This is a genomic window from Streptomyces sp. NPDC002795 (assembly GCF_042888725.1).
Lineage (GTDB): Bacteria > Actinomycetota > Actinomycetes > Streptomycetales > Streptomycetaceae > Streptomyces.
In genome coordinates, this window is the sequence record NZ_JBIAQB010000015.1 from 147,662 (window position 1) to 174,565 (window position 26,904).

A 26,904-nucleotide genomic window follows, 5' to 3' on the forward strand; every position below is an offset into this window, starting at 1 on the left:
CAGGCGCATCCATGCGTCCCACTTAAGCAACGGTGTTGCCAAAGTGCAAGCGCGAGGGACAATGGGCTGGTGGCAATAGATGTGAGGAGGACCATGGCGGCGACGGTGGGCGCGAACCTGAGCGCCCTGCGCGGGCACAACGCGGCGCTCGTGCTCGATCTGCTGCGTACGGCGGGGGAGGCGGGCATAAGCCGCCTGGAGCTCGCCGAGCGCACCGGGCTCACCCCGCAGGCCGTCAGCAAGATCACGGGGCGGCTCAGGGGTGAAGGCCTCGCCGTCGAGGCCGGCCGCCGGGCCTCCACCGGGGGCAAGCCGCGCACCGTGCTGCGACTGCTCGCGGGCGCCGCGCACGCGGTCGGCCTGCACCTGGACCGCGACGAGCTGCGCACCGTGCTCGCCGATCTGTCGGGCGCGGTCGTCGCGGCCCGGCGCGCCCCGCTCGACCTCGGCGCGGGCTCCGACGCGGTGCTCGCGGCCGCCGCCTGCGAGGTCGACGCGCTGCTCGACGCGGACGGCGGCCGGCGGGTCCTCGGCGTCGGCGTCGCCGTGCCGGGGCCGCTCGACCACACCGACGGGGTGCTGCACCGGGTCACCGGCTTCCCGCAGTGGGACGGCTTCCCGCTGCGCGACGCGCTCGCGGAGCGACTCGGTCTCCCGGTGGTCGTGGACAAGGACACGAACGCGGCGGCGCTCGGCCTCGCACTGGAGGGCGAGGGGGAACGCTCCTTCGCCTACCTCCACCTCGGCACCGGGCTCGGCGCGGGCCTCGTCCTCGACGGTGCGCTCTACCGCGGCGCGCGCACCGGCGCGGGCGAATTCGGCCACCAGGTGATCCAGCTGGACGGTCCGCGGTGCGGCTGCGGCAACCGGGGCTGCATCGAGGCGCTCTGCCTCGCGGCGGTGGCCTCCGGCACGGACCGGGGCCTGGACGAGGCGGCGCGGGTGCTCGGCGAGGGGGCGGCGAACCTGGTGAGCCTGCTCGACATCGACGCGGTGCTGCTCGGCGGGCGCACGGTGGCGGCGCACGAGCGGCGTTTCGTACGCGGGGTGGAACGGGTCGTCGCGGCCCGCGCCCGCCGCGAGGGCGGCGGCCCCACGATCCCCGTCCGGGCAGCACCCGGCGGCGATACCCAGGCCGTCGAGGGCGCGGCCCACATGATCCTGGCCCCCCTCTTCGGCCGGGAGGCCACGTCGTAACGCTCCCGTGGCCGGGGCCGCCGTCCTGGGCGCGCGGCACCGGGGCGCCGCCTTGCCCACCCTGCCGCCCAAGGCGGCAGATTGCCCAAGGCGGGGCGACGGCACCCCGCGAGGCCGACGCCCCCGGAGGGGGCGGGTGGTGGGAGATGGGCGGGGTAAATCAAGCCCCTGCGGCGTTTGAGACGCGGGGGTCCGGCACATCAAGCCCCTGCGGCGTTTGAGCAGCGGGGTCCGGGGCGGAGCCCCGAGACCGCAACGCCGGTTCGGCAAGATCAGCCCCGCCGGCGTTTGAGGCGCGGGGTCCGGGGCGGAGCCCCGAGACCGCAACGCCGGTTCGGCAAGATCAGCCCCGCCGGCGCTTGAGGCGCGGGGTCCGGGGCGGAGCCCCGAGGCCGTAACGCCGGTGCCGCCGAAACACTCCGCTCGGCCGATCGGGGGATTCGCACGCGCGCCGCGACGCGCAATCCCCGCCCCACCGAACCGCAATGGAAAAGTACTGGCCCACGACTGTCGTCAACTCCGCGACCAGTGAAGGGCCTTCATGCGACCGCGCCGCCCACTCGCCCTCGCCGCCACGGCCATCGCCGCCTCCGCCCTCACCTCGCTCGGCCCCACGCACGCGACCGCCGCCGCCGACCCCGGCACCCGGGCCTGCGCCGCCGACAAGCGCGGCGACTTCCCGATCGACACCCGCATCGACGACGGCCCCGCCACCTACCACCCCGGCGACGCCCCCCGGCACTTCTCGCTCGACCTCACCAACACCACCGCCACCCGCTGCGCCGACCTCCACCCCGTCCTCGTACTGGTCGACAAGACCCGGAAGCTGACGCCGAAGCGCATCGCGCTGGAGTTCCGCGACGGGGGCCGCTGGCGCCCCGTGACGGTCGAGCGGACGGCCCGGGACGAGAACATCGGCGTCTTCGACGGCTTCCCCGGATTCTCGGTCGGCGCGGGCGACAAGGTCACCGTCGACGTCCGCCTCGCGTTCGCCGACGGCACCGGTCCCGACGACGTCGTCGCCACCGCCGCGCTCGTCCGCCGCAAGGACGACGACGGCGACTGGGTGGGCGAGTCCGGCGACTACCCGTTCTCCATCGAAGAGGCCGCGGGCCCGACGCTCGCGGACGAGCTCGCCCGGACCGGCCCGCGCGCCCTGCTCGGACTGGGGGTCGCGGCCGGCACCCTCCTCCTGGCCGGCACGACCCTCGTGGTGGGAGCCCGGCGGCTCCGCGTCGGCGGACGCTGAGCCCCGCCCCACCACCGGCCCGGCCGCCGCCCCAGCCGAACAAGCGCGGCGGCCGGGCCCCAGGGAACGCGGGGCAGGGGACGTAAGGCAGGGGACGTACGGCAGATGTTCACCCACATCTGCGACCATCCCCGCGTGGACTACCCGAACGACCAGGCCCCCGGCGCCCCCGTGCGCGACGGCATCCCCGAGCACGGGCGCATACCGAAGTACTACGCCGTGAAGGCCCAGATCGCCGCGCTGCTCGACGAGTTGACCGAAGGCGAACCCCTTCCCGCCGAGCGCGAACTCGCCCTGCGCTACGAAGTGGCGCGCGAGACCGTGCGGCAGGCGCTGCGCGAGCTGCTGCTCGAAGGGCGGCTGCGGCGCCACGGCAGGGGCACCGTCGTCGCGGGCCCGAAGCTGGCGCAGCCGCTGTCCCTCGCCTCGTACACGGAGGGCGTGCGCAGACAGGGCCGGCGCCCGGGGCGCGCCCTCATCGGCCTCGAACGCTTCCCGTGCCCGCCCGCGCTCGCCGCCGAGATCGGCCTCGAACGCGGCGAACCCGTCTGGCACATGGAGCGCGTGCTGCTCGCCGACGACGAGCGCGTCGGCCTGGAGTCGACCTACGTGTCCGTGGCCCGGGTGCCGCGCCTGGACGCCGAGTTCGACCCGGACTCCTCGTTCTACTCCTACGTCCACCGCCTCGGCATCGAGTTCGGCTCGGCCGACGAGCGCATCGAGACGGTGCTCGCGACCCCGCGCGAGGCCCTGCTCATCGGCACGCCGCCCGCGCTGCCGATGCTGCTGATCCACCGGATCTCGTACGACACGGGGGGCCGCGCCACGGAGCGGGTGCGGACGCTTTACCGGGGGGACCGCTTCTCGTTCACCGCGCGTTTGGGCTCGGACGGCTGGTAACACGCCGCAGTCCGCCGGGAGTTGACCCCACATGCCTCGCTCGCATAACAGAACCATAACGGGTCTGGTCCAAGCTTGGGTGCCCGTTCACCGTCCCGTTGCCGGACCGCTCCGTGCGGGACACCCGACGCCAGCAGCGTTGCCGCCGTGAGAGACAACGACCAGAAGCTGAGCGGCATCCGGTTCGACCGGGTGTCGGTCGCGTACGGCGCCGCCACCGTTCTCGACTCCCTCGACCTGACCGTCGAGCCCGGCGAGGTGATGGCCCTGCTCGGCCCCTCGGGCTCGGGGAAGACCACCGCGCTGCGCGCCGTCGCCGGGTTCGTGCGGCCCGCGTCCGGGAGAGTGTTCCTCGGCGGGCGCGATGTCACCGACCTGCCGCCGCACCGGCGCGGCATCGGCATGGTCGTGCAGAGTTACGCGCTCTTCCCGCATCTGCGCGTCGAGGACAACGTCGCCTTCGGGATGCGGGCGCAGAAGGTGCCGAAGGGCGAGATCCCCGCCCGCGTCGCCGAAGCGCTCGAACTGACCGGCATGGCCTCCTACGCCAAGCGCTACCCGCGCGAACTCTCCGGCGGCCAGCAGCAGCGCGTCGCCATCGCGCGCGCACTCGCCGTCCGGCCCGGTGTGCTGCTGCTCGACGAGCCGCTGTCCGCGCTCGACGCGACGCTCCGCTCCGGAATGCTCGCCGAACTGGCCAGGCTGCACCGCGAGTTGCCCGACGTATCGATCCTGTACGTCACCCACGACCAGGTCGAGGCGCTCACCCTCGCCGACCGAATAGCCGTCATGGACAAGGCCCGCCTCCAGGACGTCGGCACACCGCAGGAGCTGTACCGGCGCCCGCGCACCGAGTTCACCGCCTCCTTCGTCGGCAACGCGAACCTCCTGCCGGTGCGGGTGGGCGCGGCCGGCCGGGACACCGTCTCCTTCGGCTCGACCGAACTGAAGGTCCCGGCACAGGGCGACGCGGCGGCGGGAGCCACGGCCACGCTGTGCGTCCGCCCGCACCTCGTCGGCCTCGGCGAAGGCCCCAACTCCCTTACGGGAGAGGTCGCCGAGGTCCAGTGGCGGGGCTCCACGCACCGCCTCTACGTCGACGTCGAAGGCCATCGCGTCAAGGCCGACCTGCGCGAACTGCGCGAGCCGCCGTCCCTCGGGGAGCGGATCACGGTGCACTTCGCGCCCGAGGACGCGGTCCTGCTCGGCGCCGGGGTCTCGTCGGAGGTGGGTGCTCATGGCTAGCGCCACGCTCGCCGCGCCCCGCCAGGGCGTCGCCAAGTCCCGTAGGCGCAACGGCGGTTGGATATGGGCCCTGCCGCCCGTCGCCGCCCTCGCTGTCGTCTTCCTCTACCCGCTCTTCCTCGTCGTCCAGCAGTCGCTCACCCCCGACACCGGCGGCACCTCCCTCAAGCCGTACGCCGACGTCTTCTCGTCCTCCGCGTTCCGCGAGGCGCTCGGCACGACGGTGTGGCTCGCCGTCGGGTCCACGGTCGGCTGCCTCGTCCTCGGGTTCGCGCTCGCGCTGATCGTCGCGTTCGTGCCGTTCCCCGGCGCGAAGGCGGTCGCCCGCTTCATCGACGTGTTCCTGTCCTTCCCGTCCTTCCTGATCACGCTCGCCCTGCTGTTCGTGTACGGGCAGGTGGGCATGGCCAACGGGCTGTGGACGGACGTCACGGGCGCCGCCACCGGGCCCTTCGACTTCCTGGCCACGCCGTGGGGCGTGCTGCTCGCCGAGATCACCTACTTCACGCCGTTCGTGATGCGCCCGCTGCTCGCCGCGTTCTCGCAGGTCGACACGGGTCAGCTGGAGGTCGCCGCGTCGCTCGGGGCGCGGCCCGCGCGGATCGTGCGGCAGGTGATCCTCCCCGAGGCACTCCCCGCGCTCGCCGCCGGCGGTTCGCTGGTCCTCGTCCTGTGCCTCAACGAGTTCGGGATCGTCCTGTTCACCGGCGCCAAGGGCGTTACGACGCTGCCGACCCTCGTCTACAGCAAGGCGATCCTCGAATCCGACTACCCGGGCGCGTGCGTCGTCGCGGTCGTCAACGTCCTTGTCTCCGTGAGCCTCTACGGCCTGTACCGGGTGGTGAGCCGCCGTGCTCGTGCGTAGGCGCTCCGCTTCGGAGGCCGCGCCCCACGGCCGCGCGACCCCCGATCGACACAGTCCCGCGCCCCTCGGGCGCGCTCTCCACCGGGAGGCGAATCCTCGTGCTGGTGCATAGCAAGCCGGGCCGGTGGGCCGCCTGGACGGTCTTCTTCGTCCTCTTCCTGCCGCTCTTCGCCCTTCCGCTCCTCGTCGTCCTCGCCGCGTCCTTCGCCACGAACTGGTCCGGCGCCCTGCCGTCCGGCGTCACCGGCGGGCACTACTCCGCTGCCACCAGCGGCGACTCCCTCACCGCCCTGACCACCAGCCTGGTCACGGCCGTCACCGCGAGCGTGCTCGCGCTGGTCGTCGGCGGGTGGGCCGCGCTCGCCGCCGCCGCGCAGAAGAAGCGCGGGCGCCGCGTCATGGACGCGCTGTTCATGCTGCCGGTCGCCGTGCCGTCCGTGGTCGTCGGCCTCGCCGTCCTCGTGGCGTTCAGCAAACCGCCGATGCTGCTCAACGGCACCCGCTGGATCGTGATCATCGCCCACACGATCCTGGTCACCGCGTTCGCCTACCAGTCCGTCTCGGCCGCCCTCCAGCGCCTCGACCCGGCGTACGAACAGGCCGCGGCCTCCCTCGGGGCCCGCCCCGCGTACGTCCTGTGGAAGGTGAAGCTGCCACTGCTCCTGCCCTCCCTGAACGCCGCCGCCGGCCTCTGCTTCGCCCTGTCCATGGGTGAGTTGAGCGCCACGATGATGCTGTACCCGCCGGACTGGATGCCGCTCCCGGTGCAGATCTACGCCACCACCGACCGCGGCTCCCTCTTCACCGGCTCCGCGATCGCGGTGGTCCTGATGGCCGCCACGCTGCTCGTCCTGCTCGCCGTCTCGCGGATCCGCACCAAGGCCGCGTACCGCTGAAGACCCCTCAAAACGCTTACGTACTACGGGAGTTCACCACGCCATGCGCAAGAACACGCTCACCACCGTCGCCGCCGCCACCGGCGCTCTCGCCCTCGCCGCGACCCTCACCGGCTGCGGCGGCAGCTCCGCCGCCTCCGACAAGAAGACCGTCACCGTCTACAGCGCCGACGGCCTCAAGGGCGAGAACGGCGACGGCTGGTACGACAAGGTCTTCAAGGACTTCACCAAGAAGACCGGCATCAAGGTCAACTACGTGGAGGGCGGCTCCGGCGAAATGGTGCAGCGCGCCGCCCGCGAGAAGGTCAACACCCAGGCCGACGTCCTCGTCACGCTGCCCCCGTTCATCCAGCAGGCCGACAGCAAGGGCCTGTTGGCGAAGTACAAGCCCAAGGGCTCGGACCAGGTCGACGGCGCCGACAAGGCGGCGAACGGCACCTGGACCTCCGTCGTCAACAACTACTTCGGCTTCCTCCACAACACGAAGGAGCTGAAGACCCCGCCCACCACCTGGGAGCAGCTCCTCGACGCCAAGTACAAGAACAAGCTCCAGTACTCCACGCCCGGCATCGCGGGCGACGGCACCGCCCTGCTCGTCAAGGCCATGCACGACTTCGGCGGCAAGGAACAGGCCATGGCCTACCTGAAGAAGCTGCAGGCCAACAACGTCGGCCCGTCCGCCTCCACCGGCAAGCTCGCCCCCAAGGTCGACAAGGGCGAACTCCTCGTCGCCAACGGGGACGTGCAGATGAACTACGCCCAGTCCAAGGACATGCCGAACCTCGGCATCTGGTTCCCGAAGAAGGGCTCGGGGAAGCCGACCTCCTTCGCCCTGCCGTACGCGGGCGGCCTCGTGAAGGACGCCCCGCACACCGCCAACGGCAAGAAGCTCCTGGACTTCATGCTCGCCGCGAAGCAGCAGAAGCAGGTCAGCTCCGTCGGCGGCGGCTTCTCGCCGCGCGCCGACGTGAAGGCCACCGACGACAACGCCGTCGAACTCGCCAAGATCATGGACGGTGTGCAGATCTTCGAGCCGGACTGGAACGACATCGCCAAGAACCTCCAGACGTACGTGGACGACTGGAAGACGGCGACCGACAGCTGACGGGCCTCAGACCAGGTCGACGAGATCCGCGATCGAGTCGGTCACCGTGGTCGGCCGGAACGGGAAGCGGTCGATGTCCGACTTGCTGGTCAGCCCGGTCAGCACGAGATACGTCGTCATCCCGGCCTCCAGACCCGCGAGCACGTCCGTGTCCATCCGGTCGCCGATCATCGCGCTGGACTCCGAGTGCGCCCCGATGGCATTGAGCCCGGTCCGCATCATCAGCGGATTCGGCTTCCCGACGAAGTACGGGTCCTTGCCGGTCGCCTTGGTGATCAGCGCCGCCACCGAGCCCGTCGCGGGCAGCACGCCCTCCGTGGAGGGACCCGTGTTGTCGGGGTTGGTGGCGATGAACCGGGCCCCGTTGTTGATCAGCCGGATCGCCTTGGTGAGCGCCTCGAACGAATACGTACGGGTCTCCCCGAGGATCACGAAGTCGGGGTCCGAGTCGCTGAGGATGTAACCGACCTCGTGCAGCGCCGTCGTCAGACCCGCCTCGCCGATCACGTACGCCGTGCCGTTCGGCCGCTGGCTGTCGACGAACCGGGCGGTGGCGAGGGCGGAGGTCCAGATGTTCTCGACCGGGACCTCCAGACCGATCCGGTTCAGGCGGGCGTGCAGGTCACGGGCCGTGTACATGGAATTGTTCGTCAGGACGAGGAACGGCTTGCCGGAGTCCCGAAGCTTCTTGATGAACGCGTCCGCGCCCGGGATCGGCACCCCCTCGTGCATGAGGACCCCGTCCATGTCGGTCAGCCACGATTCGATGGGCTTGGGCTCTGCCATGTGTGCGGACTCCTCGGCTCAGGATCGACTGACTGCCATCGTATTCACCTGCCCCGGCAGGTGTGACGTGGCACGGGAGCCTCTCGGGATGCGGACAGCGGCAGAAAGCGTGACCCTGCCTAGAGGAGGTTCACGATGCGTGCAGGACTGCTTGCTGTCGGTGTCGCGGGGGTGGCCGTCCTGGTGACCGCACCGGCCACCCCCGCCGCGGCGGCCGAAGGCGGCGCGGCGATCACCGTCACCCCGCGTGCCGCGCCCGCGGGCACCGACGTCGACCTGCGGGTGACCGGCTGCGACGGCGCCACGGGCAGCGCCGCTTCCGCCGCCTTCGTATCCCCGGCCCGGCTCGCGCCCTCCGCCGACGACCCCACCCTGTTCGCCGAGGCCCGCGTGAAGTCATCCGCCGCGCCCGACGCCTACCCGGTCTCGGTGACCTGCGACGGAGTGGAAGGCAAGGTCACCGGCACCCTCCGGGTCGTCGAGGGATCCGCCGCCGGCGCCTCACCCGCCGCGTCCCCGACCGCCGCCGTGCACGCGGGCGGCGGCGGCACCGCCGAACGGCAGGCGCTCGCCGTCCACCGCGCCCCGGAAGCCGCCCCCAGCGAGGGCCCCGGCACCCGGCACGCCCTCATCGGCCTGGGCCTCGCCGCGATCGCCGCCGTCGCCGTGGCCGTCCGCAGCGTGCGCCGCCGCAGGGCACCCGATTCACCGACGAGGCGCTGAGCCCGCCATGAACAACCGGTCACAAGGGGCCGGGCGGCTCCTCACGGGGGTCGCCTGGGTGGTGCTGCTGCTCGGCCTGTGGCTGTGGGGCCACGGCGCCACCGACCTGAACCTGTCCTCGCCGACGACCGGGGACGCGGCCGCCGTCGGCCGCCCCGCGGACGTCGACCTGCCGGCCGCTCACCAGCCGGTCCAGGGCGCGGACCCGCGGCGCGTCGACATCGCGGCGCTGCGCGTCCAGGCCCCCGTCGTGGCCCGCGGCCTGGACGCGGGCGGCGCCATCGACCCGCCGCCGTACGCGCGGGCCGGAGTCGTCGGCTGGTACGGCGACGGGGTGCGGCCGGGGGAGCGCGGCACCTCCCTGTTCGTCGGGCACCTCGACACCGAGAGCAGGCCCGCCGTCTTCTACCACCTCAGCGAGGCCGAGCCCGGCGACACGGTGCGCGTGACGCGGGCCGACGGCTCCGTCGCCGCATTCACCGTGGACGACGTCCGGGTGTTCTCCCGCGAGAACTTCGACCCGGCCAAGGCGTACGGGCCGCACCGCTCCGAGCGCGCCGAACTCCGCCTGATCACCTGCGGAGGCGACTTCGACAAGGCCTCGGGCACGTACTCCGCGAACGTCGTCGTGTCCGCGTACCTGACGGACGTGGACAGCGCGCCCCAGAAGGCGAGTTGAGCGTGCGAGCCACCTGGTCCGGCCGGCGGCCCGCTCCCCCCGGAGCCGCCGGCCGGACTGGTCCTCGACCGCGCGGGCTGCGGGCTGCGGGAGGGCCCGGCCCGGGCACGGGAGGCTTCATGGATGGTCCGTTGGATCGGATCGGCCGGGGTCTTGGGCCACTCATCACGACTTTAGAACGCTTGGGCGGAACAGCACAGAGTGTGGTCGAGAGTTCACGAGGGGTTCGACCGCACCCGCCCGTCGGGCAGGGGCCGGCGGATCCCCGCGTACGCGACGTGGTCGCCGCCCACCCGGGCCGCGCACGCTGTAACAGGTCCTTGACAAGCGGCGTACGCGCTCGTGGCACGGCAGGGGCGTATGCCACGATTGAGAGCCAGGCAGTGCACCCAAGGGGGAGTGGATGTACCGGAAACTGAGGGCTGGAGCGGTCGTCGTGGGGGCGGCGCTGCTCGCGGCGGCGTGTTCGTCGTGCTCTTCCGGCGGTGGGGACAAGGACGAGGGGGGCGAGTCGACGGGGCCTGTGAAGCAGCAGCCCAAGGGCGCGGACCCGTTCTGGGTCAACCCCGAGAGCAAGGCGGCGAAAGCCGTCGCGAGCCTTGAGAAGGACGGCAAGGACGACGAGGCCGCGAAGGTCCGCAAGATCGCCGAACAGCCCAGCGGCGAATGGCTCCTGCCGGAGAACGCCAGGGAGCAGGCGCGCGGCTACACCGAGGCCGCACAGAAGGCGGACCGGGACGCGCTGCTCGTCGTCTACAACATCCCGCACCGCGACTGCGGCCAGTACTCGGGCGGCGGCGCCGCGGACGGCAACGCGTACCGGGAGTTCATCGACCAGGTCGCCGCGGGCATCGAAGACCGCCCCGCGACGGTGATCCTGGAGCCCGACGCGGTGCAGCACATGGTGGACAACTGCACGCCGGAGCAGTTCCACGAGGAGCGCTACGACCTGCTCAAGGGCGCCATCGCGAAGTTCAAGTCCCTGAAGGACACGAAGGTCTACCTCGACGCGGGCAACGCGGGCTGGGGCAAGCCCGACCAGATCTACGAGCCGCTGAAGTGGTCGGGCATCGACCAGGCCGACGGGTTCTCGGTCAACGTGTCGAACTTCTACACGACCGAGGAGTCGGTCAAGTACGGCAAGGAACTCTCGGCGAAGGTCGGCAACAAGCCGTTCGTGGTCGACACGAGCCGGAACGGGAACGGGCCGTACACGGGCGGCGCCGCGGACGAGCGCTGGTGCAACCCGCCGGGCCGGGCCCTCGGCGAGGAGCCGACCACCAAGACCGGCGACGAGCAGGTGAAGGCCTACCTGTGGGTCAAGCGGCCGGGAGAGTCCGACGGCACGTGCAAGGGCGGCCCGAAGGCCGGCGAGTGGTGGGGCGAGTACGCCATGAAGCTGGCGGGGGCCAAGTAGCCCAAGAGGGCGGGAGGTTCCCCTCCCGCCCTCTCACCTGCCACGCCTTCGCCGGTTACGGGACCTGAACCCACTGCGCCTTGCTGGGCGTCCCCTGATCGTCCGTCACGAACAGCATGTACCAGCCCGACTCCACCAGCGACCGGCTCCTCGGCACGGTCACCGACACCGAGTCGGCCGACTTCTTCAGGTCGAGCGCGATGGACGTCTGATCCACGTCCGTCACATGCGTCGAGGCGCTCGGCCGGATCAGCCGCGCCGTCTTGATGGACGACGCGTGCTCCGTCTTGTACGTCGCCGAACCGCCGCGCCGGATCGTCTTCTTGCCGCCCTCCAGGGTCGGCCGCGAGTCCCGGTACAGATACGGCGGCGTGTACATCTCGATGCGCTGCTCGAACGTGCCCGGCTTGGTGTTGGCCTTGTCGGCGTAGAGCGAGTCCGAGCCGAAGAACAGCACGCGCCCGTCGGGCAGGAGCAGCGAGCCCGAGTGGTAGTTGCGGCCCACGTTCGGATCGGCGACCCGCTTGAACGAGTTCTTCTTCGTGTCGTAGAGCCGCGCCTCAAGGATGTTCGTGTCGCCGCGCCCGCGGTAGTCCTCCGAGCCGCCGGAGACGAGGATCGAGTCGTCGGGCAGGATCGAGGCCTGCGGATAACGCGTCCCCTTGTCCAGCTTCGGACCGTCGACGAACCTCGGGTTCTTGTCCTCCAGGTCGACGAGCCGGGTCTTCTCGCTGGCGAGCTTGGACTCGCCGACGCCACCGCCGCCGACCACCATGTACTTCTGGTTCTGCGCGGGCGGCAGTTCGACGGTGTTGGCCGTCTCCAGCATGTCCGGGTCGGAAAGCCCGGGAATCTTCTGGAACTTGTTGTCCGTCAGATCCCAAATACCGGGCTTACGGCCGACGTTGTCGGGCCCGTAACCGGCATTCGCGCCCGAGTAGAAGATCTTCCCGTTCTCCATCTGGAACAGCGCGGGATACGTCGGGAACTGGCGGACGTCCTTCAGATACGTCCACTTCTTCGTCTTCGGGTCGTACACCTCGTTCTTGCCCGGTACCAGCTGCCCGATCTCGTCGAGCCCGGAAACGGAGAGGACCTTGCCGTCGGAGAGCGTGGTCAGCGTCGGATACCAGCGCGCCTCGTTCATCGGGTCGACCTTGATGTACTTCTCGGCGACCGGATCGAACTCGTAACTGTCCCTGATCCCCTGGAAGTCCTTCTTGTCCAGGGCGAGCTTCTGCGCGATGCCGTACAGATTGCGCGCGTCCTGGCCGGTCAGGCCCTGCAATCGGTAGTTGTCCTGCGTACCGGTCTCGTACTTGGCGCCGCGGCGCTGCGCCTCGACGTACACCCGGCCGAGGCCCGGCTCATTGCGCAGGAACCTGCCGGTCGCCTTGTCGAAGACCTTCTTGGCGCGCTCGACCGTGATGTTGTCCTTGGCGACGAACGACTTGCCGTTCTCCTTGCCGGTGAAGACCGTGCCTGCCTTGATGGTCTTGGGCGCGTCCGGGTCCTCGTTGTGCACGATCATCAGGCCGCCGGCCTTGGTGACATCGCCCTTCAGCTTCTCGTAGCGCTTGGTGCCGCCCGCGATCAGCAGATTCCCGTTCGCCAGCTGCGTATGTCCCGTGCAGAACAGGTCCGTCGGCGTGGGAATCTTCTTGATGGTCTTCTTCACCGGGTCGTAGAGCCGGGTGTCGAACTTCTTGGCGTCGAAGTTCTTCTGGTTGTTCCCCGACCCGGCGACGAGCAGGATCTTCCCGGTGTGCAACAGCGCCGCGTGAATCGTGTTCAGGCGCATGTTCTGGGGGAAATCGATGACGTCCCAGTGCCCGTTCTCGGCCTTGTACTCCGGTTTGTTGATCTTGTACTCGTGATACTTGGCCGACCCGAAGCGATACAGCCAGGGCCCGTTCATCCCGGCCAGCGCCAGGACCACCACCGTGCCGATGACTATGCGCCGGGCACGGCGGCGGCTCGCACCGTCTTTCACTTGTTATGTCCCCCCAGGGATATCTGCGCGGTCTGGTCATTGCCCCACTTGACCACGTCGTTCCTGCCGCTCGGCTGCGCGGCCCAACTCGGCTTCTGCTGGGGCGCGGTGTGCGCCCGCGGCGCTGGAGCCGGCTGCTCCGGACGCTCAGGCTGCGGGGCCTGCGCGGGCGGCTTCGGCTTTTTCTTGTCCTGGCGGAGCATGTAGCGCCACGCGAACATCGGGGCCGCGGTGATCAGCAGCGCGAAGCAGGCCCACGTGATCATCGCCGGGTGGGAGTGGCCGAAGTAGAAGCCCGCGCCGATCGAGCCGCCGAAGATGAGGATGAAGTACCAGTGGTAGCGGAAGGTCCCGAACCAGCGGTCGGGGCTTGCCGAATCGCCCTTGGGTGTCACCACGAACTTGCTCTTGCGGCGCAGCACGGCGTCGAAGAGCGCCTTCGCGTACAGCGGCGCCGACAGCGCGGACATCACCATGCCGGCCACACCGCCGGAGCCCTCCGGCTCGTGCGGCGAGACGTTGTGCCGGCGGTTCCAGACGTAGAGGCCGATCTGCAGCGCCGACGCGTTGCCGTACAGCATCAGCCAGATCGTCGGGTCGATGTTCACACCCGAGGCGCCGAGACCCAGGAACAGCGCACAACTCAGCGCCGCCAGGATCCAGTTCATCGCCGCCATCGGGTAGAAGATGATCATCATCGTGTAGTTGAAGAGCTTGCTCGGCGGGAGCGTGAAGAAGCCCTTCCAGTACTGCTTGAGGATCGTCTCGTACGTACCGCGCGACCAGCGCATCTGCTGGGTGAAGAAGTCCGTCCAGGCGCTGGGGCCCTCACCGACCGCGAGCACGTCCGGCGTGTACACGGAGCGCCACTTCTTGCCGGTGGCGGGGTTGCGGTGCCGGTGGATCTCGAAGCCGGTCGCCATGTCCTCCGTGATGGAGTCGTACAGGCCGCCGATCTGCTTGAGCGCGCTGATGCGCACGGCGTTGGACGTGCCGACGAACATGGGCGAGCCGTAGCGGTTGCCCGCGCGCTGGATCAGCGCGTGGAAGAGGAACTGCTGCGACTCGGCGGCCTTGGTGATGAAGTTGTCGTAGTTGCCGTAGACCTGAGGGCCGATCACGAACCCCACGTCGGGGTCGCGGAAGAAGCCGAGCATCCGCTCCAGGTAGTTGGGCAGCGGGACGTGGTCGGTGTCGACGGAGGCGAAGAAGTCGTACTCGCTCCCGTGCGCGTCCAGCCAGGCGTTGTAGTTGCCGTGCTTGGTCTTGGCGCGGTGCGGGCCCTTCGGCTGGTTCCACTTCGCGACGCCCTTGCGGGAGAAGTGGTGCACGCCGAGCCGCTCGCAGACCTCCTTGACCTCGGGGTCGTCGCCCTCGTCGAGCAGCCAGACGTGCAGCAGGCCCCGGTGGCGCAGCTTCACGGCCGCCTCCAGGGTCTTCGTCACCATCCCCAGCGGTTCCTTGCCGGGTACGAACGAGGTGAGGAACGCGACGCGCGTCCCGGTCTCGGGCACGACCGGGACCGGGTCTCTCGCGACCAGCGTTGCGTGCGCGTTCGACAGCACGTTCATGCAGCGGAAGAACTCGATGAGCCCGATCGCCACGAGCATCACGATGTCGAGAGCGGGCAGGAAGTCGTAGGCGGGGTAGTCCCGTTCGGTCCAGTGCGTGGGCTGCATCAGCCAGAACAGCAGGACGAGCGAGAGCAGCGGGGCGGCGCCCAGCATCAGCGCGGCCCGGAGCCTGTGCGGTTCCTGTGAGAGCAGTGAGCGGTAGCGCACCTTGTACGGCTTGTCCGGATCGGGCTGGGTCAGTGGCCCGGCGAGCCGGCTGTAGTGCTCGTAGTCGTAGCGCGGCAACGATTTCCTGATGCGCCGGAAACCGCCAGTGCGGTGCGGTGGCACTCGCAGCTGGGTCGTCTCGGACGGGTCGAATTCCGGCCGGGCGCCCGTCGGCGTCGACGTCATGAGTCATCCCCCCGCACGCGTCACCGCGTGGTCGTCGGTCCTGCGCCCGGGAACGGGCCCCCTGACCGTGCCCCCGGACGTATCACTGGCGGGCCACCGTCCCACCCTTACCTAAGACTGGTACGGCGGCCTTCCGGTTGCATGATGCCCCCCTCGACATCGCTTCATGAGCGGGGCCCCCTCCCCGCGCGCTCGGCAACCGGCTCGGGCCCGGCGTGACACGGTGCCCATTTCAAGTGCCTTGTACCGTAAGCATCTTGGGAGCCAATGGCTCCATGACAGAGTGCTGTGACCCGGTTCATGATCGCAAGGCCGATACGTGGTGTTTACCGGCCTTAATGAGGGTTGCACCGCTCCGGGGTTGCGGCCGCGGGGCGCTGCCCCGGACCCCGCTGCTCAATCGCCGCAGGGGCTTGATCTTGCCCACCCGAGCTCAACGCACGACGAAGGCCCCCCGCTGTTGCGGGAGGCCTTGTGTCTTGTGCGCCATCAGGGACTCGAACCCCGGACACGCGGATTAAGAGTCCGCTGCTCTAACCAACTGAGCTAATGGCGCCTGTCGACCAACAGAACTTTACCCGACCCTCGGTGGTGCTTCTGACCACTCGACACGCCGGGGCGAGGGGTGAATTCTGGGTATTTCAATCTTTTGGACCGTCAACATGCGATTTGTCATGACAGTTGAGACGCTTCCTGCGTGCGGAATCGAGGCTCGTTATTCCAAAATCCGGCACCGGAGTGTGAGGGGAATCGCATGGAGCGGATGGAGCGCGGGGACACGGCGGAGCCGATGGGCGTCCCGGTCTTCGAGGACGTGGACCCGGCGGAGGACTGCGGCTGCGCGGGCTGCGCCGAGTGGCGGCGCGCGGTGCCGCACCCGGTGCGCACCAAGGTGGGCGCCCGGCACGCCCTCGTCCTCGCCGCCGCCGCGGGCACCGTCGTCGGCGGCCTCCAGACCACCCCGGCGGCCGCGGCCGAACACCACGAGGCCAGGCCACTGACCCCGCCCCCGGTCGATGCGGGAGGCACGACACCGCAGGGCGGGTCGGGTCCGCTGCACGGATCGCCGGGCCAGGCCGCGGGGTCCGTGTCACTGGTCCAGTCCGCGGCCCTGCGCAAGACCTCCCGGGCCGCGATCCTCGACCGCGCCAGGACGTGGGTCGAGGCCAAGGTCCCGTACAACATGAACAAGTACTGGAAGGACGGCTACCGCCAGGACTGCTCCGGCTTCGTCTCCATGGCGTGGGGCCTGCCGGGCAACGAGTGGACCGGCAGCCTCTCCCAGTACGGCACCCGGATCACCAAGTCGCAGCTCCAGCCCGGCGACATGCTGCTCTTCCACAACCCGGCCAACCCGGAGAAGGGCTCGCACGTCACGATCTTCGGCGGCTGGACGGACGCGTCCCGCACCCGGTACATCGCGTACGAGCAGACCAAGCCGGGCGCGCGCGTGCAGGCCACCCCGTACGCGTACTGGAGCCACTCCAGCAAGTACCTCGCGTACCGCTACAGGGCGGTCACCGACGGCAGTTCCGGTTCGAGCGCGTCGTCGACGAAGTTCCCCGGCGCCAAGTACTTCGGCCCCGGCAAGAACAACGCGTACGTCACACGGCTCGGCAAGATGCTCGTCGAGCGGGGCGGCAAGCGGTTCTACCGGGTCGGGCCGGGGCCGAAGTGGAGCGAGGCCGACCGTAAGGCCACGCGCGCGTTCCAGCGTGCGCAGGGCTGGCGCGGCAAGGCGGCGGACGGCATCCCGGGGCCCACGACCTGGTCGTATCTGTCGACGGGGCAAGGGCGGAGCATCCCGTCCGCCGGCAGCGGCGGCGGCGAGCGGGCCCCGTCCCCCTCCGGTTTCCCCGGCAAGGCGAAGTTCCGGCCCGGCGCGGAGAACTCCGACGTCACGCGGCTCGGCAAGCAGCTCGTGAAGAAAGGATTCGGCAAGTTCTACCGCCAGGGCCCCGGGCCGCGCTGGAGCGAGGCGGACCGGCGCAATGTCGAGGCCTTCCAGCGGGCCCAGGGCTGGCGGGGCAAGGCCGCCGACGGCTACCCCGGCCCCGAGACCTGGCGCCGGCTGTTCTCTTGACGCGCAACGCGGAGGGTTCCATGAGCGAAACCGACGGAGGGACGCGCGCCGCGCGGCTCATCCGCAACGAGTCCACCACCGAGATCCCGGTCCACCTCCTCTTCCGCGACGACCCGGACCCGATGGCCGTGCCGCTGCGGCCCGCGGTGGTCACCAAGGCCCAGGTCGAGCGCACCACCGCGACGCCCATGGGCCGGACATCCCGCCCCGCTCCGGCCCGCACCCCGCGCAGGCCCGTCCCCTCCGTCGACCCCGGCCTGGAGGAGCGGTCCTGGCGGGCGCTGCCCGGCGCCCTCGGAGTGTTCGGCGGGGCGGTGGGCGCGGCCGGGACCGCGGCCTCGCTCGGCTGGGCGGGCGCGCTGCCCCGGATCATGACCGACCTCGCGGGCCTCGACGGATACGCGGGCGCCGGGTTCGGGCCCGCGCAGTGGGCGGCGCTCGCCGGGTCCGGCGCGCTCGCCCTGTTCGGCGTCGGCGGGCTCGCGCGCGGGCGGACGGGCGGGGCCTGGGTGCTCACGCGCTTCGGCCGCTACCGGGGGAGTGTGCGCAGGGCGGGGCTGCTGTGGCTCAACCCGCTGCTCGTGCGCCGCCGGGTCGACCTGCGGCTGCGGCACTGGCGCAGCGAGCCGATGCCGGCGGTCGACACCAATGGCGAGGCGCTGCGCGTCGTCGTGCTCGTCGCCTGGCGGATCAAGGACACGGCGCGGGCGACGCTCGGGACCGAGGACCACGAGGCGTATCTGCGCGAGTGCGTGGAGGCGGGCCTCGCGAGGGTGCTGTCGCGGCTGCCCGCCGTGGTCGGCGACCGGGACGCGCCGGTGCTGCGCAACGCGGAGGCCCTCGGTGATCTGCTCACCCGTCGCCTCGCCGAGGACGCGGAACCGGTCGGCATCGAGGTGTTCTCGGCGCAGCCCACGCGGATCGAGTACGAGCCGGAGGTGGCCGCGGCGATGCGGCGCCGCCGGATCGCGGCCCTCGACGCGCGGCGCCGGGACAGCGTCCTCACCACGGTCGTGGACTCGGTGGAGGACACGGTGACGCGGCTGACCGCGCGGGGGCTCGTGGATCTCGACGACTACGAGCGCAAGCTGCTCGTGAAGGATCTGACGGTCGCGTTCTACACGGGTCGGGGGGAGTAAGCGCCTGGGGGTGAGCGGAGGTGCTCGGGCCGGGAATTGCGATTGGTCTGGACATGCCCAACTCGCGGTCCTACATTGTGCGTTGGTCTAGACCTGAACTATCGCTGTGCGCACGGCTTCCGGCACCCCCAACACCCCCCAGGAGCGGCAGCATGCGAAAAACCTCGAAGCGTACGAAGGCGTACGCGGCCCTGCTCGGCCTGACGACCGCGGGAGCGTTCGCGCTCTCCGCGGGCGGCGCCAGCGGCCACGGCTACACCGACCTGCCCGTCAGCAGGCAGAAGCTCTGCGCCAACAGCGGCGTCAGCGGCTGCGGCAGCATCCAGTGGGAGCCGCAGAGCGTCGAGGGCGCGAAGGGCTTCCCGGCGGCAGGCCCCGCCGACGGCAAGATCTGTTCGGCCGGGCACGGCAGCTTCAGCTCGCTCGACGCCGCCAAGCAACCGAACGGGAACGCCTGGCCGGCCACGAAGGTGACGGGCGGTCAGAGCCAGACGTTCCGCTGGCAGTTCACCGCGCGGCACTCCACCACGGACTTCCGTTACTACATCACCAAGGACGGCTGGGACCAGAGCAAGCCGCTGACCCGGTCGGCGCTGCAGACCGCGCCGTTCCTCACCGTCCCGTTCAGCGGGCAGCCGCCGGCGACGCTCTCGCACTCCGGCACGTTGCCCTCCGGGAAGTCCGGGCATCACGTGATCCTCGCGGTGTGGACCGTCGCGGACACGGCGAACGCTTTCTATGCGTGCTCGGACGTCACGTTCTGAGCCAGTGCCCCCGGCGCGCTGCCCCATGGCGCGCCGGGGGCTCCGGTCGCCGGGGCCCCACGCCTCGGGGCTCCGCCCCGGACCCCGCGCCTCAATCGCCGGCGGGGCTTGATTGGCTTGATACGGTGTCGGCGCTCTCCACATCTGACGGGGCGTCAATTACCGTGCACCCGCATGGGATCCATGACGACGCACACCTTCGCGGAGCTCATCCAGGCGCGCTGGGGCGACCACAGGCCCGGACTCGCGTACGAGGACCAGGTGCTCAGCCACCACCAGGTCGCGGCCGGGGCGGCGACCCGCGCGGCGCTCCTCGGTGAGCTGCTGCCGCGGGCCGCGGACCCCCACATCGGCCTGCTCCTCGACAACACTCCCGAATTCCCCCAGTGGCTGGGCGCGGCCGCGCTCTCCGGCGCCGCCGTCGCGGGCCTCAACCCGACCCGGCGCGGCGCCGAACTCGCCCGAGACATCACGCACACCGAATGCCGCGTCCTGGTCACCGAGCGGGCCCACCTCCCGCTGCTCGACGGCCTCGACCTGCCGGGCATCCGGATCCTGGTGACCGACACCGGCGCGTACGAGGAGCTGCTCACGCCGTACGAAGGGGCGAAGCCGGAGGCCGACGAGCGGGTCGGCCCCGACACTCGCATGCTGCTCTACTTCACCTCCGGGTCGACCGGGGCACCGAAGGCGGCGCTGTGCACGCAGGGGCGGCTCGCGGCGGCGGGGCAGTCCCTGGTGTCGAACTTCGGGGTCCGCGCGGACGACGTGCACTACATCTGCATGCCCCTCTTCCACGGCAACGCGGTCATCGCGGACTGGGCGCCGGCCGTCGCGGCGGGCGCCGGGGTCGCGCTCCGCCGCCGCTTCTCGGCGTCCCGGTTCCTGGCCGACGTACGTACCTACGGCGCCACGTACTTCACCTACGTGGGCCGGGCCGTCCAGTACATCCTGGCCACCGAGGAACACCCGGACGACCGCGACAATCCCCTCCGGGTGGGGTTCGGCACGGAGGCGGGGGCCGTGGACGCGGCGCGGTTCGAGGAGCGGTTCGGGGTGCGGCTCGTCGAGGGGTACGGGTCCTCGGAGGGCGGCGCCGCGGTGCAGCGCACGGCCGGCACCCCGGCGGGCGCGATCGGCCGGGCGGCCCCCGGCAGCGACCTCGCGGTGCTCGACCCGCAGACGAAGGCGGAGTGCCCGCCGGCGCGCTTCGACGAGGGTGGGCGCCTCCTCAACGGAGCGGAGGCGATAGGCGAGCTGGTCAACCGCGGCCGCTCACCCTTCGAGGGCTACTGGCGCAACGACGCCGCGTACGCGGAGCGCGTCCGCGAGCACGGCTGGTACTGGACCGGTGATCACTTCTACCGGGACGCCGACGGGTTCTTGTACTTCGCCGGGCGCGGTGACGACAAGATCCGCGTCGACAGCGAGAACCTCGCCCCCGCCATGATCGAGAACATCCTCGCCCGCTGGCCGGACGCGGCGGCCGTCGCGGTCTACGGGGTGCCGGACCCGGTGGCCGGGGACCAGGTGATGGCGACGGTCGCCCTCCGCGAGGGCCTCGCCTTCGACCCGGCCGGCTTCGACGCGTTCCTCCGCTCGCAGTCGGACCTCGGTACGAAGATGGCGCCCCGCTTCGTCCGGGTGGTGGAGCGGATGCCGGTCACCGCGACGAACAAGGTGCGGCGCGGGGAGCTGCGCCGCGAGGGTTTCTGGAGCGGCGGCGACCTCTGGTGGCGGCCCCCGGGCGCCCCCGCCCATCGCCGCCTGACCACCCAGGACCGCGCGGACCTGGCGACGGCGTACGGGGAGCGCGGCCGCGAGAACCTCCTCACGCCCCCGTGACACCGGTGGTCAAAAGCACCCCCTGGGGCCGGGTAGTATTTACCTCGTCAACCGGCGCCATTAGCTCAGTTGGTTAGAGCAGCGGACTCTTAATCCGCGTGTCCGGGGTTCGAGTCCCTGATGGCGCACCTGATGCGAAGGCCCCCCGCTACTGCGGGGGGCCTTCGTCGTATGTGGGCTCCTGCTGCCTGCGTCAGATCGCCAACGACAAGAGGACCGGCGCCGCCTCCTTGTTGAGCTGCTCCGCCGCATCGTGCAGCCGATGCGCATGCTCGACCGGAAGCGACAGCGCCAGGCATCCGACGGAGGAACCCGCCGTGATGGGAACCGCGGCGCACACCGTGCCCACCGCGTACTCCTGGAGATCGAGCACCGGAACCGTCGCCGGCTGCGCCGCGAGGCGGGACAGCAGCTGCTTCTCGTTGGTGATCGTCCGCGAGGTGAGGCGGGCCATCTTGTGGCGGGACAGATGATCCCGCCGCCCGTTCATGTCGAGCTGGCCGAGGAGGCTCTTGCCGATGGCGCTCGCGTGCGCCGAGACGCGGAAGTCCACCCACTCGTTGACCGCGGGCGTGCCCGGCCCCGTCGCCACCTGCGTGATCCGGATCTCTCCGTCGACGTAACGGCTCATGTAGACCGCCGCGCCCACGTCGTCGCGCAGCCGGTCGAGGGTGAGCTGGAGCTTTGCGGTGAGTGCGGCCGCATGGCCTTCGGTGGCGCCGAGCCTGGTCAGGTTCTCGCCGGTGATGTACGCCCCGTCGGCGTTCTGCCGGACGTATCCCTCGCGGCGCAGCATGCGCAGCAGGACCGTCAAGTGGTCGGCGGGGAGCCCGGTGACGCGCGCCAGCTCCGTGTCGGTCACGCCCACGCCTCGGTGTGCGACGGTCTCCAGCACGCGCAACGCGTGCTGCACCGCCTCGTGCGGCTGGTGCGGGGTCGCACCCTGCTCGTGCTTCAGCGCCACGGTTCTTCCCCCTGCATGGACCGGTTCCGGACAGCTGGGCTTCGTCCACGATAGCCGCCAACACCCCCTTTGGGGGCGGTGGTTGAGGAGATTGGTGGCGCGTTCCGTGCCTCTCAGCAGGAACGCGCCACCGTGGCATATGCCAAAGTCATGCACCACTCGGTGAGCGGCTGGTCACAGCACGGCGCTCAGGAATTCCCGGGTGCGCTCGTGCTCCGGCTCGCTGAAGATCTTCTCGGGCGAACCGGACTCGATGATGCGCCCCGAGTCGAACATCAGGACCTGGTCCGAGATGTCGCGCGCGAAGGTCATCTCGTGCGTCACGCACAGCATGGTGATGTCCGTGCTGTGCGCGATGTCGCGCAGGACGTCGAGGACGCCGGCCACCAGCTCCGGGTCGAGCGCCGACGTGACCTCGTCCAGGAGCAGCACCTGCGGCCGCATCGCGAGCGCGCGGGCGATCGCGACACGCTGCTGCTGGCCGCCGGAGAGCTGCGAGGGGTACGCGTCGCAGCGGTCCCCGAGGCCGACCTGGTCGAGCAGCTCGCGGGCCCGCTGCTCCGCCTCGTCCTTGGGCAGGCCGAGCACGTTGACCGGGGCCTCGGTGATGTTGCGCAGCACGTTCATGTTCGGGAACAGGTTGAACTGCTGGAAGACCATCCCGATGTTCTTGCGGATGTCGCGGATGTGCTTCTCGCCGGCCGGGACGAGCTTGCCGTCCTTCTGCTCGTGCGTGAGGTACTCGCCGCCCACCTTGATGGTGCCCTCGTCGGGCTTCATCAGCGTCATCAGCAGGCGCAGGATCGTGGTCTTGCCGGATCCGGACGGGCCGATCAGCGTGACGTGCTTGCCGGAGTCGACGGAGAAGTCCAGGTTGTCCAGGACGGTGTTGCTGCCGAACCGCTTGGTGACCTTGTCGAAGCGGATGAGCTCGCTGCCGTCGACGGCAGGATTGGGGATTTCCTGGGAAGTGCTGCTGTCAGCGGACAAGACGACGCTCCAAAACTCGCAGAAGAAGAGAAGCCGGGTAGGCGATGACGATGAAGGCGACACCGACGACGCTGATGGCCTCGTAGGTGAAGGTGGTCTGGCTGAAGCCCTGGGCCTCGCCCAGCATGTCCAGCGCGCCGATCGCCATGATCTGCGGCGATTCCTTCAGCATGACGATCACGTAGTTGCCGAGCGCGGGGATCACCCTGCGCACGGCCTGCGGCAGGATCACCGCGAGCCAGGTGCGGCCCTTGGGCAGGCTGAGCGCGGTGGCCGCCTCCCACTGGCCGACGGGCACACCGTCGATGCCGGCCCGGTAGACCTCGGACGTGTACGTCGAGTAGTGCAGGCCGAGCCCGACGATGCCGGTGACCAGCGGGGACATCGAGATGCCCCACGAGGGAACGACGTAGAAGAGGAAGAACAGCTGCACCAGGAGCGGGGTGTTCCGGATGAACTCGGTGACCGTCGTCACCGGCCAGCGGATCCACTTCGTCTTCGAGCGCTGGGCGATCGCCCACACCAGGCCGAGGGCGAAGGCGATGATCGCGCCCCAGAAGAGCGCCTGGACCGTGACGAGCAGGCCGTCCCAGAACTGCGGCATGAAGTCCGCGACGTTGGACCAGTCCCAGTTCACTTGGCACCTCCGGCACCGGTGACGGCGTCGATCGTCGACTTGGAGCGCATCCCGCCGAGGAGCACGCGCAGACCGCCCGCCTCGGGCGCCTGGCCGATACGGCTCTTGGCGTGGCGCTCAAGCAGACGCATGAGGCGCGTGAAGATGAAGGCGAACACGAAGTACAGGACGAGCAGCAGCGTGTAGATCGGCGCGCTGTCGCTGGTGACGAGTCGCTGGAGGTTTCCCGCGAACGTCATGTCGGCCACCGCGATCAGGGAGACCAGCGAGGTTCCCTTGAGCAGTTCGATCAGCAGGTTGTTGAACGGCGGGATCATCTCCGGCCAGGCCTGCGGGAGTTCGATGCGGCGCAGGCGCTGGGCGCGCGTGAAGTTGAGGGCGATACCGGCCTCGCGCTGCGCGGGCGGCACCGCGGCGAGTGCGCCGCGCACGATCTCCGAACCGTAGGCGCCGTAGGTGATGCTGAGCGCCAGGATGCCCGCGAACATCGGCTGGAACTGGATCTGGAACAGCATCGGCACGGTGAACGCGATCCAGAACATGAAGACCAGCGAAGACGTGCTGCGGAAGATCTCGAAGTACGCCCCGGAAAGGAAGCGCACGGCCCACACGTTGGACGTGCGCAGGGTGCCGATGATGAACGCGATGACGAAGGCGATGATCGCGCTGAGGACCGTGACCTCAAGCGTGATCCAGATGCCCGGCAGGAACCAGTTCTCGAAGAACTTCGCGGACATCATGAGGCGGCTCCCTCGGCCGGGGGGCAGAGTTTCTCGACCGTGAGGTCGGTCATCTCCTTCTTCGTGAAACCGAAGGGCGCCATGATGCGCAGGAGTTCACCGCTCTCCTTGAGCTTGTGCAGCTCCTTGTTGAACGCGTCGCGCAGATTCTTCTCCGACTTCCGGAACGCGAATCCGCCCGCTCCATAGGCCGGCTTTCCGTCGACGATGGGCTGGAAGGGCGGAATGCCCTCGACCCCTTTCGAGCCCTTGATCACCGTACGGACCGTGACGGCCGTGCCGGCGAAGGCGTCGACCCTGCCCTGGCGCACGGCGTCGAGGCCGGCCACCTGGTCGGGCAGGATCAGCATGTCCTTGATGCCGTAGGCCTTGGCGTACTCGATCTCCGCGTAGGCCGTACCCGTCGCGAACTTCAGCTTCTTGTCCGCGATTTCCTTGTACGTCTTGATGCCGTGCGGGTTCCCCTTGCGCACGATGAACGAGTCGGGCATCAGGTAGTCGGGATCGGAGAACAGCACCTGTTCGCAACGGCCCGGATTGATGTACATCCCCGCCGACACCACGTCGAACTGCTGCGCCTGGGTCAGCCCCGGAATCAGCGCGCTGAACTGCGTCGGCACCGCCTTCACCTTGGGCACACCGAGGCGCGGGAAAATCACCTTGGCGATCGCCGGCGCCTCTCCGGTGACCTCGCCGTTCTCGTCGATATATCCGTACGGGACCTCACCCGCGACGCCGATCTTGACCTCGCCCGTGTCGCGCAGCCGGTCCAGCAGATCCCCGCCCTCGACCTTCCCCTCCTCCGGCACGCGGGTACAGGCCGCGGTGCCGAACACACCCAGAGCCGCCGCCCCCGCACCGTAGAGCAGGGAGCGGCGGCGGACTGGTCTGGCGATGAATCCCTCATTGTTACCAAGTGGTGGAGCCATGGCGCGCCATTACCCGAAGCCCCGGGAGGTATGCCTATCGTTTTCAGCCCTTGATAAACCCGAGATCTGAATTCACAGCAATACGGCCATGTCCTAACTTCACGCGATTCACGGCGTGTTGGGACTGGAGTGACTCGCCACGCCGGCCTCGTAGAACGCGTGCGCGGTCCGGAGGACGAGATCGTCACGGTGCCGCGCGGCCACGAGCTGGAGGCCGATCGGCAGACCGCCCCCGTCGAGCCCCACGGGCACGGAAGCGGCGGGCTGTTGGGTCAGGTTGAAGGGGTACGTGAACGGGGTCCAGCCCGTCCATCGGCGCAGGCCGGAGCCGCGCGGAACCTCAACTCCCGCCTCGAACGCGGTGATCGGCACCGTCGGCGTCACCAGCAGGTCGTACGTCGAGTGGAAGACGCCCATCCGCCGCCCGAGCGCCATCCGCGCGTCGACCGCCGCCAGATAGTCGAGCGCGCTGTACCGCGCGCCCCGGGTGCATATCTCCCGCAGCCCCGGATCGAGCAACTGCCGCCTGGACGCCGGGAGATGCTGCACCACGCGCGCGGCCCCGCTGAACCACAGCGTGTGGAACGCCTCCACCGGATCAGAGAAGTCCGGGTCCACCTCCTCGACGTACGCGCCGAGTTCGGCGAGCCGCGTCACCGCCGCGCGCACCACCGCGGCGACGTCGGACCGCACCGCCACCTGCCCGCCCAGCGTCGGCGAGTACGCGACGCGCAGCCCGCGCACCCCGCCGTGCAGCGCGTCCCGGAAGCCGCCGGACGGTGGTCCCGAGGCCGACCAGTCCCGCGGGTCGGGGCCCGAGATCACATCCATCATCAGCGCCGCGTCGGCCGCCGTACGGGCCAGCGGCCCCACGTGCGACAGCGTCCCGAACGCGGACGCCGGGTACAGCGGCACCCGCCCGTACGTCGGCTTGAGGCCGAAGATCCCGCAGAAGGAGGCCGGGATCCGGACGGAACCGCCACCGTCCGTGCCGAGCGACAGCGGACCCGCGCCGACGGCGACGGCCGCCGCGCTCCCGCCGCTTGAACCACCCGCCGTACGCGAAGTGTCGTACGGATTGCGGGTCGCGCCCGACAGCGGCGAATCGGTCACGCCCTTCCACCCGAACTCGGGCGTCGTCGTCTTCCCGACGAGGACCGCGCCGTGCTCGCGCAGCCGGGCCACCGACGGCGAGTCCTCGTCCCAACTGTCCTGTTCCGACACGGTCCTTGAGCCGCGCAAGGTGGGCGCGCCGCGCTGGAGCAGGATGTCCTTCACCGATACCGGCACCCCGTCGACCAGGCCCGTCGGCTCGCCCTCGCGCCACCGCCGCGCGCTCGCCTCCGCCTGGGCGATGGCGCCCTGCGCGTCGACACGCACGAACGCGTTCAGCGCCGGCTCGGTCTCCTCGATCCTGGCGAGCACGGCGCGGGTCGCGTCGACCGGACTGAACTCTCCCTTGCGATAACCCTCGATGAGGTCCTGCGCGGTCAGTCCGATGAGCTCGCTCGTCATCCGCCCCTCCAGCACCAGCGATCGCGTTACGTTGCCGGTGACCTACCCAGGATCACCTCGCCAGGCACGGACATCGAGGGGAAACCGTCCGGCAATGAAGATCCGCTTTCCTGGGCGCGAGAGTCGGGAATTGACCCCGCAGGCACCGGAACCTACCGTCGACAACAGAGGACTCCACCAGGGTTCCTGCACCTTGTTTCGCACTGTGTCGCTGTCCCGACGTCCCGGCGGTTCGCCGGCTCAAGCACCACACCGGCATTGATCAGTCAGCTGAAC

Annotated in this window: 23 protein-coding genes and 2 tRNA genes; 15 read left to right on the forward strand and 10 right to left on the reverse strand. The window is 70.2% G+C overall.

What is annotated here, in order from left to right; genetic code table 11:
* Positions 1-93 precede the first annotated feature (93 nt).
* The 7 genes from ACFYWS_RS35635 (at position 94) to ACFYWS_RS35665 (ending at position 7,457) form a co-directional block, all read left to right on the forward strand.
* Positions 94-1,197 (forward strand): ROK family protein, encoded by a 1,104-nt coding sequence (locus ACFYWS_RS35635; protein WP_389283381.1) that lies wholly within the window; start codon positions 94-96, stop codon positions 1,195-1,197.
* A 541-nt stretch (positions 1,198-1,738) separates the two neighbouring features.
* Positions 1,739-2,446: a hypothetical protein gene (locus tag ACFYWS_RS35640; protein ID WP_389283382.1), complete on the forward strand. Its 708-nt coding sequence runs from the start codon at positions 1,739-1,741 to the stop codon at positions 2,444-2,446.
* 135 nt (positions 2,447-2,581) lie between these two features.
* Complete coding sequence (locus ACFYWS_RS35645) at positions 2,582-3,346, forward strand: GntR family transcriptional regulator (RefSeq protein WP_389283384.1); 765 nt, start codon at positions 2,582-2,584, stop codon at positions 3,344-3,346.
* Between the two features lie 147 nt (positions 3,347-3,493).
* Positions 3,494-4,591, forward strand: a complete 1,098-nt coding sequence (locus ACFYWS_RS35650) for an ABC transporter ATP-binding protein (RefSeq protein WP_389283386.1) — start codon at positions 3,494-3,496, stop codon at positions 4,589-4,591.
* The gene (locus ACFYWS_RS35655; protein WP_389283388.1) at positions 4,584-5,456 is read left to right on the forward strand and encodes a 2-aminoethylphosphonate ABC transporter permease subunit; all 873 of its coding nucleotides are present in this window, start codon (positions 4,584-4,586) and stop codon (positions 5,454-5,456) included. Before ACFYWS_RS35650 ends, ACFYWS_RS35655 begins: the two co-directional genes overlap by 8 nt.
* Positions 5,457-5,554: 98 nt before the next feature.
* Positions 5,555-6,352 (forward strand): ABC transporter permease, encoded by a 798-nt coding sequence (locus ACFYWS_RS35660; protein ID WP_389283390.1) that lies wholly within the window; start codon positions 5,555-5,557, stop codon positions 6,350-6,352.
* Positions 6,353-6,395: 43 nt separating this feature from the next.
* A complete protein-coding gene (locus tag ACFYWS_RS35665) occupies positions 6,396-7,457 on the forward strand; it encodes a 2-aminoethylphosphonate ABC transporter substrate-binding protein (RefSeq protein ID WP_389283392.1) in 1,062 nt (353 codons plus the stop codon).
* Between the two features lie 6 nt (positions 7,458-7,463).
* On the opposite strand, the gene ACFYWS_RS35670 is transcribed toward ACFYWS_RS35665, so the two are convergent.
* The gene (locus tag ACFYWS_RS35670; RefSeq protein ID WP_389283394.1) at positions 7,464-8,243 is read right to left on the reverse strand and encodes an HAD-IIA family hydrolase; all 780 of its coding nucleotides are present in this window, start codon (positions 8,241-8,243) and stop codon (positions 7,464-7,466) included.
* 135 nt (positions 8,244-8,378) lie between these two features.
* On the opposite strand from ACFYWS_RS35670, the gene ACFYWS_RS35675 reads away from it, so the two are divergent.
* The 3 genes from ACFYWS_RS35675 to ACFYWS_RS35685 all read left to right on the forward strand — a co-directional run bounded on the left by ACFYWS_RS35675 (position 8,379) and on the right by ACFYWS_RS35685 (position 11,062).
* Entirely contained in the window at positions 8,379-8,966 is a 588-nt protein-coding gene (locus tag ACFYWS_RS35675; RefSeq protein WP_389283396.1) for a hypothetical protein, read from the forward strand.
* 7 nt (positions 8,967-8,973) lie between these two features.
* Positions 8,974-9,645, forward strand: coding sequence for a class F sortase (locus ACFYWS_RS35680; protein WP_389283398.1), 672 nt, complete (start codon positions 8,974-8,976; stop codon positions 9,643-9,645).
* Positions 9,646-10,048: 403 nt separating this feature from the next.
* On the forward strand, positions 10,049-11,062 hold the full coding sequence (locus ACFYWS_RS35685; protein ID WP_389283400.1) for a glycoside hydrolase family 6 protein: 1,014 nt from the start codon (positions 10,049-10,051) through the stop codon (positions 11,060-11,062).
* A 55-nt stretch (positions 11,063-11,117) separates the two neighbouring features.
* Here the strand turns inward: ACFYWS_RS35685 and ACFYWS_RS35690 are convergent, their stop codons facing one another.
* From ACFYWS_RS35690 to ACFYWS_RS35700, 3 genes are all read right to left on the reverse strand, one after another.
* A complete protein-coding gene (locus ACFYWS_RS35690; protein WP_389283401.1) occupies positions 11,118-13,055 on the reverse strand; it encodes a galactose oxidase-like domain-containing protein in 1,938 nt (645 codons plus the stop codon).
* Entirely contained in the window at positions 13,052-15,022 is a 1,971-nt protein-coding gene (locus ACFYWS_RS35695) for a glycosyltransferase family 2 protein (protein WP_389283402.1), read from the reverse strand. Before ACFYWS_RS35695 ends, ACFYWS_RS35690 begins: the two co-directional genes overlap by 4 nt.
* A gap of 482 nt (positions 15,023-15,504) precedes the next feature.
* A tRNA-Lys gene (locus tag ACFYWS_RS35700) sits at positions 15,505-15,578 on the reverse strand.
* 234 nt (positions 15,579-15,812) lie between these two features.
* Here ACFYWS_RS35700 and ACFYWS_RS35705 point away from each other — a divergent pair.
* From ACFYWS_RS35705 to ACFYWS_RS35725, 5 genes are all read left to right on the forward strand, one after another.
* Positions 15,813-17,105: a peptidoglycan-binding protein gene (locus ACFYWS_RS35705; protein ID WP_389283469.1), complete on the forward strand. Its 1,293-nt coding sequence runs from the start codon at positions 15,813-15,815 to the stop codon at positions 17,103-17,105.
* Between the two features lie 20 nt (positions 17,106-17,125).
* Positions 17,126-18,244: an SPFH domain-containing protein gene (locus ACFYWS_RS35710; RefSeq protein WP_389283404.1), complete on the forward strand. Its 1,119-nt coding sequence runs from the start codon at positions 17,126-17,128 to the stop codon at positions 18,242-18,244.
* Positions 18,245-18,396: 152 nt separating this feature from the next.
* Positions 18,397-19,008 carry a lytic polysaccharide monooxygenase gene (locus ACFYWS_RS35715; protein ID WP_389283406.1) on the forward strand — a complete coding sequence of 204 codons (612 nt, stop codon included), beginning with the start codon at positions 18,397-18,399 and terminating at the stop codon, positions 19,006-19,008.
* A gap of 174 nt (positions 19,009-19,182) precedes the next feature.
* Positions 19,183-20,853 carry an AMP-binding protein gene (locus tag ACFYWS_RS35720; RefSeq protein WP_389283408.1) on the forward strand — a complete coding sequence of 557 codons (1,671 nt, stop codon included), beginning with the start codon at positions 19,183-19,185 and terminating at the stop codon, positions 20,851-20,853.
* Positions 20,854-20,907: 54 nt separating this feature from the next.
* Positions 20,908-20,981 (forward strand) — tRNA-Lys (locus ACFYWS_RS35725).
* Between the two features lie 65 nt (positions 20,982-21,046).
* On the opposite strand, the gene ACFYWS_RS35730 is transcribed toward ACFYWS_RS35725, so the two are convergent.
* The 6 genes from ACFYWS_RS35730 to ACFYWS_RS35755 form a co-directional block, all read right to left on the reverse strand.
* On the reverse strand, positions 21,047-21,817 hold the full coding sequence (locus ACFYWS_RS35730) for an IclR family transcriptional regulator (RefSeq protein ID WP_389283410.1): 771 nt from the start codon (positions 21,815-21,817) through the stop codon (positions 21,047-21,049).
* 174 nt (positions 21,818-21,991) lie between these two features.
* Positions 21,992-22,807: an ectoine/hydroxyectoine ABC transporter ATP-binding protein EhuA gene (ehuA, locus tag ACFYWS_RS35735; protein ID WP_389283411.1), complete on the reverse strand. Its 816-nt coding sequence runs from the start codon at positions 22,805-22,807 to the stop codon at positions 21,992-21,994.
* Entirely contained in the window at positions 22,797-23,444 is a 648-nt protein-coding gene (ehuD, locus tag ACFYWS_RS35740) for an ectoine/hydroxyectoine ABC transporter permease subunit EhuD (protein WP_389283413.1), read from the reverse strand. Before ehuD ends, ehuA begins: the two co-directional genes overlap by 11 nt.
* Positions 23,441-24,184, reverse strand: coding sequence for an ectoine/hydroxyectoine ABC transporter permease subunit EhuC (gene ehuC / locus ACFYWS_RS35745; RefSeq protein ID WP_389283415.1), 744 nt, complete (start codon positions 24,182-24,184; stop codon positions 23,441-23,443). The genes ehuD and ehuC overlap by 4 nt, the downstream gene beginning before the upstream one ends.
* Entirely contained in the window at positions 24,181-25,113 is a 933-nt protein-coding gene (gene ehuB / locus ACFYWS_RS35750; RefSeq protein ID WP_389283416.1) for an ectoine/hydroxyectoine ABC transporter substrate-binding protein EhuB, read from the reverse strand. The genes ehuC and ehuB overlap by 4 nt, the downstream gene beginning before the upstream one ends.
* A 108-nt stretch (positions 25,114-25,221) precedes the next feature.
* Complete coding sequence (locus ACFYWS_RS35755) at positions 25,222-26,628, reverse strand: amidase (protein WP_389283418.1); 1,407 nt, start codon at positions 26,626-26,628, stop codon at positions 25,222-25,224.
* Between the last annotated feature and the right edge of the window lie 276 nt (positions 26,629-26,904).

What these genes read in the sequence shown, in the direction of transcription:
- ACFYWS_RS35635 (WP_389283381.1), top strand. Translation starts at nt 94, where the DNA reads ATGGCGGCGACGGTGGGCGCGAACCTGAGCGCCCTGCGCGGGCACAAC.
- ACFYWS_RS35640 (WP_389283382.1), top strand. Translation starts at nt 1,739, where the DNA reads ATGCGACCGCGCCGCCCACTCGCCCTCGCCGCCACGGCCATCGCCGCC.
- ACFYWS_RS35655 (WP_389283388.1), top strand. Translation starts at nt 4,584, where the DNA reads ATGGCTAGCGCCACGCTCGCCGCGCCCCGCCAGGGCGTCGCCAAGTCC.
- ACFYWS_RS35665 (WP_389283392.1), top strand. Translation starts at nt 6,396, where the DNA reads ATGCGCAAGAACACGCTCACCACCGTCGCCGCCGCCACCGGCGCTCTC.
- ACFYWS_RS35670 (WP_389283394.1), bottom strand. Translation starts at nt 8,243, where the DNA reads ATGGCAGAGCCCAAGCCCATCGAATCGTGGCTGACCGACATGGACGGG.
- ACFYWS_RS35675 (WP_389283396.1), top strand. Translation starts at nt 8,379, where the DNA reads ATGCGTGCAGGACTGCTTGCTGTCGGTGTCGCGGGGGTGGCCGTCCTG.
- ACFYWS_RS35680 (WP_389283398.1), top strand. Translation starts at nt 8,974, where the DNA reads ATGAACAACCGGTCACAAGGGGCCGGGCGGCTCCTCACGGGGGTCGCC.
- ACFYWS_RS35685 (WP_389283400.1), top strand. Translation starts at nt 10,049, where the DNA reads ATGTACCGGAAACTGAGGGCTGGAGCGGTCGTCGTGGGGGCGGCGCTG.
- ACFYWS_RS35695 (WP_389283402.1), bottom strand. Translation starts at nt 15,022, where the DNA reads ATGACGTCGACGCCGACGGGCGCCCGGCCGGAATTCGACCCGTCCGAG.
- ACFYWS_RS35705 (WP_389283469.1), top strand. Translation starts at nt 15,813, where the DNA reads ATGGGCGTCCCGGTCTTCGAGGACGTGGACCCGGCGGAGGACTGCGGC.
- ACFYWS_RS35710 (WP_389283404.1), top strand. Translation starts at nt 17,126, where the DNA reads ATGAGCGAAACCGACGGAGGGACGCGCGCCGCGCGGCTCATCCGCAAC.
- ACFYWS_RS35715 (WP_389283406.1), top strand. Translation starts at nt 18,397, where the DNA reads ATGCGAAAAACCTCGAAGCGTACGAAGGCGTACGCGGCCCTGCTCGGC.
- ACFYWS_RS35720 (WP_389283408.1), top strand. Translation starts at nt 19,183, where the DNA reads ATGGGATCCATGACGACGCACACCTTCGCGGAGCTCATCCAGGCGCGC.
- ehuC (WP_389283415.1), bottom strand. Translation starts at nt 24,184, where the DNA reads ATGATGTCCGCGAAGTTCTTCGAGAACTGGTTCCTGCCGGGCATCTGG.
- ehuB (WP_389283416.1), bottom strand. Translation starts at nt 25,113, where the DNA reads ATGGCTCCACCACTTGGTAACAATGAGGGATTCATCGCCAGACCAGTC.
- ACFYWS_RS35755 (WP_389283418.1), bottom strand. Translation starts at nt 26,628, where the DNA reads ATGACGAGCGAGCTCATCGGACTGACCGCGCAGGACCTCATCGAGGGT.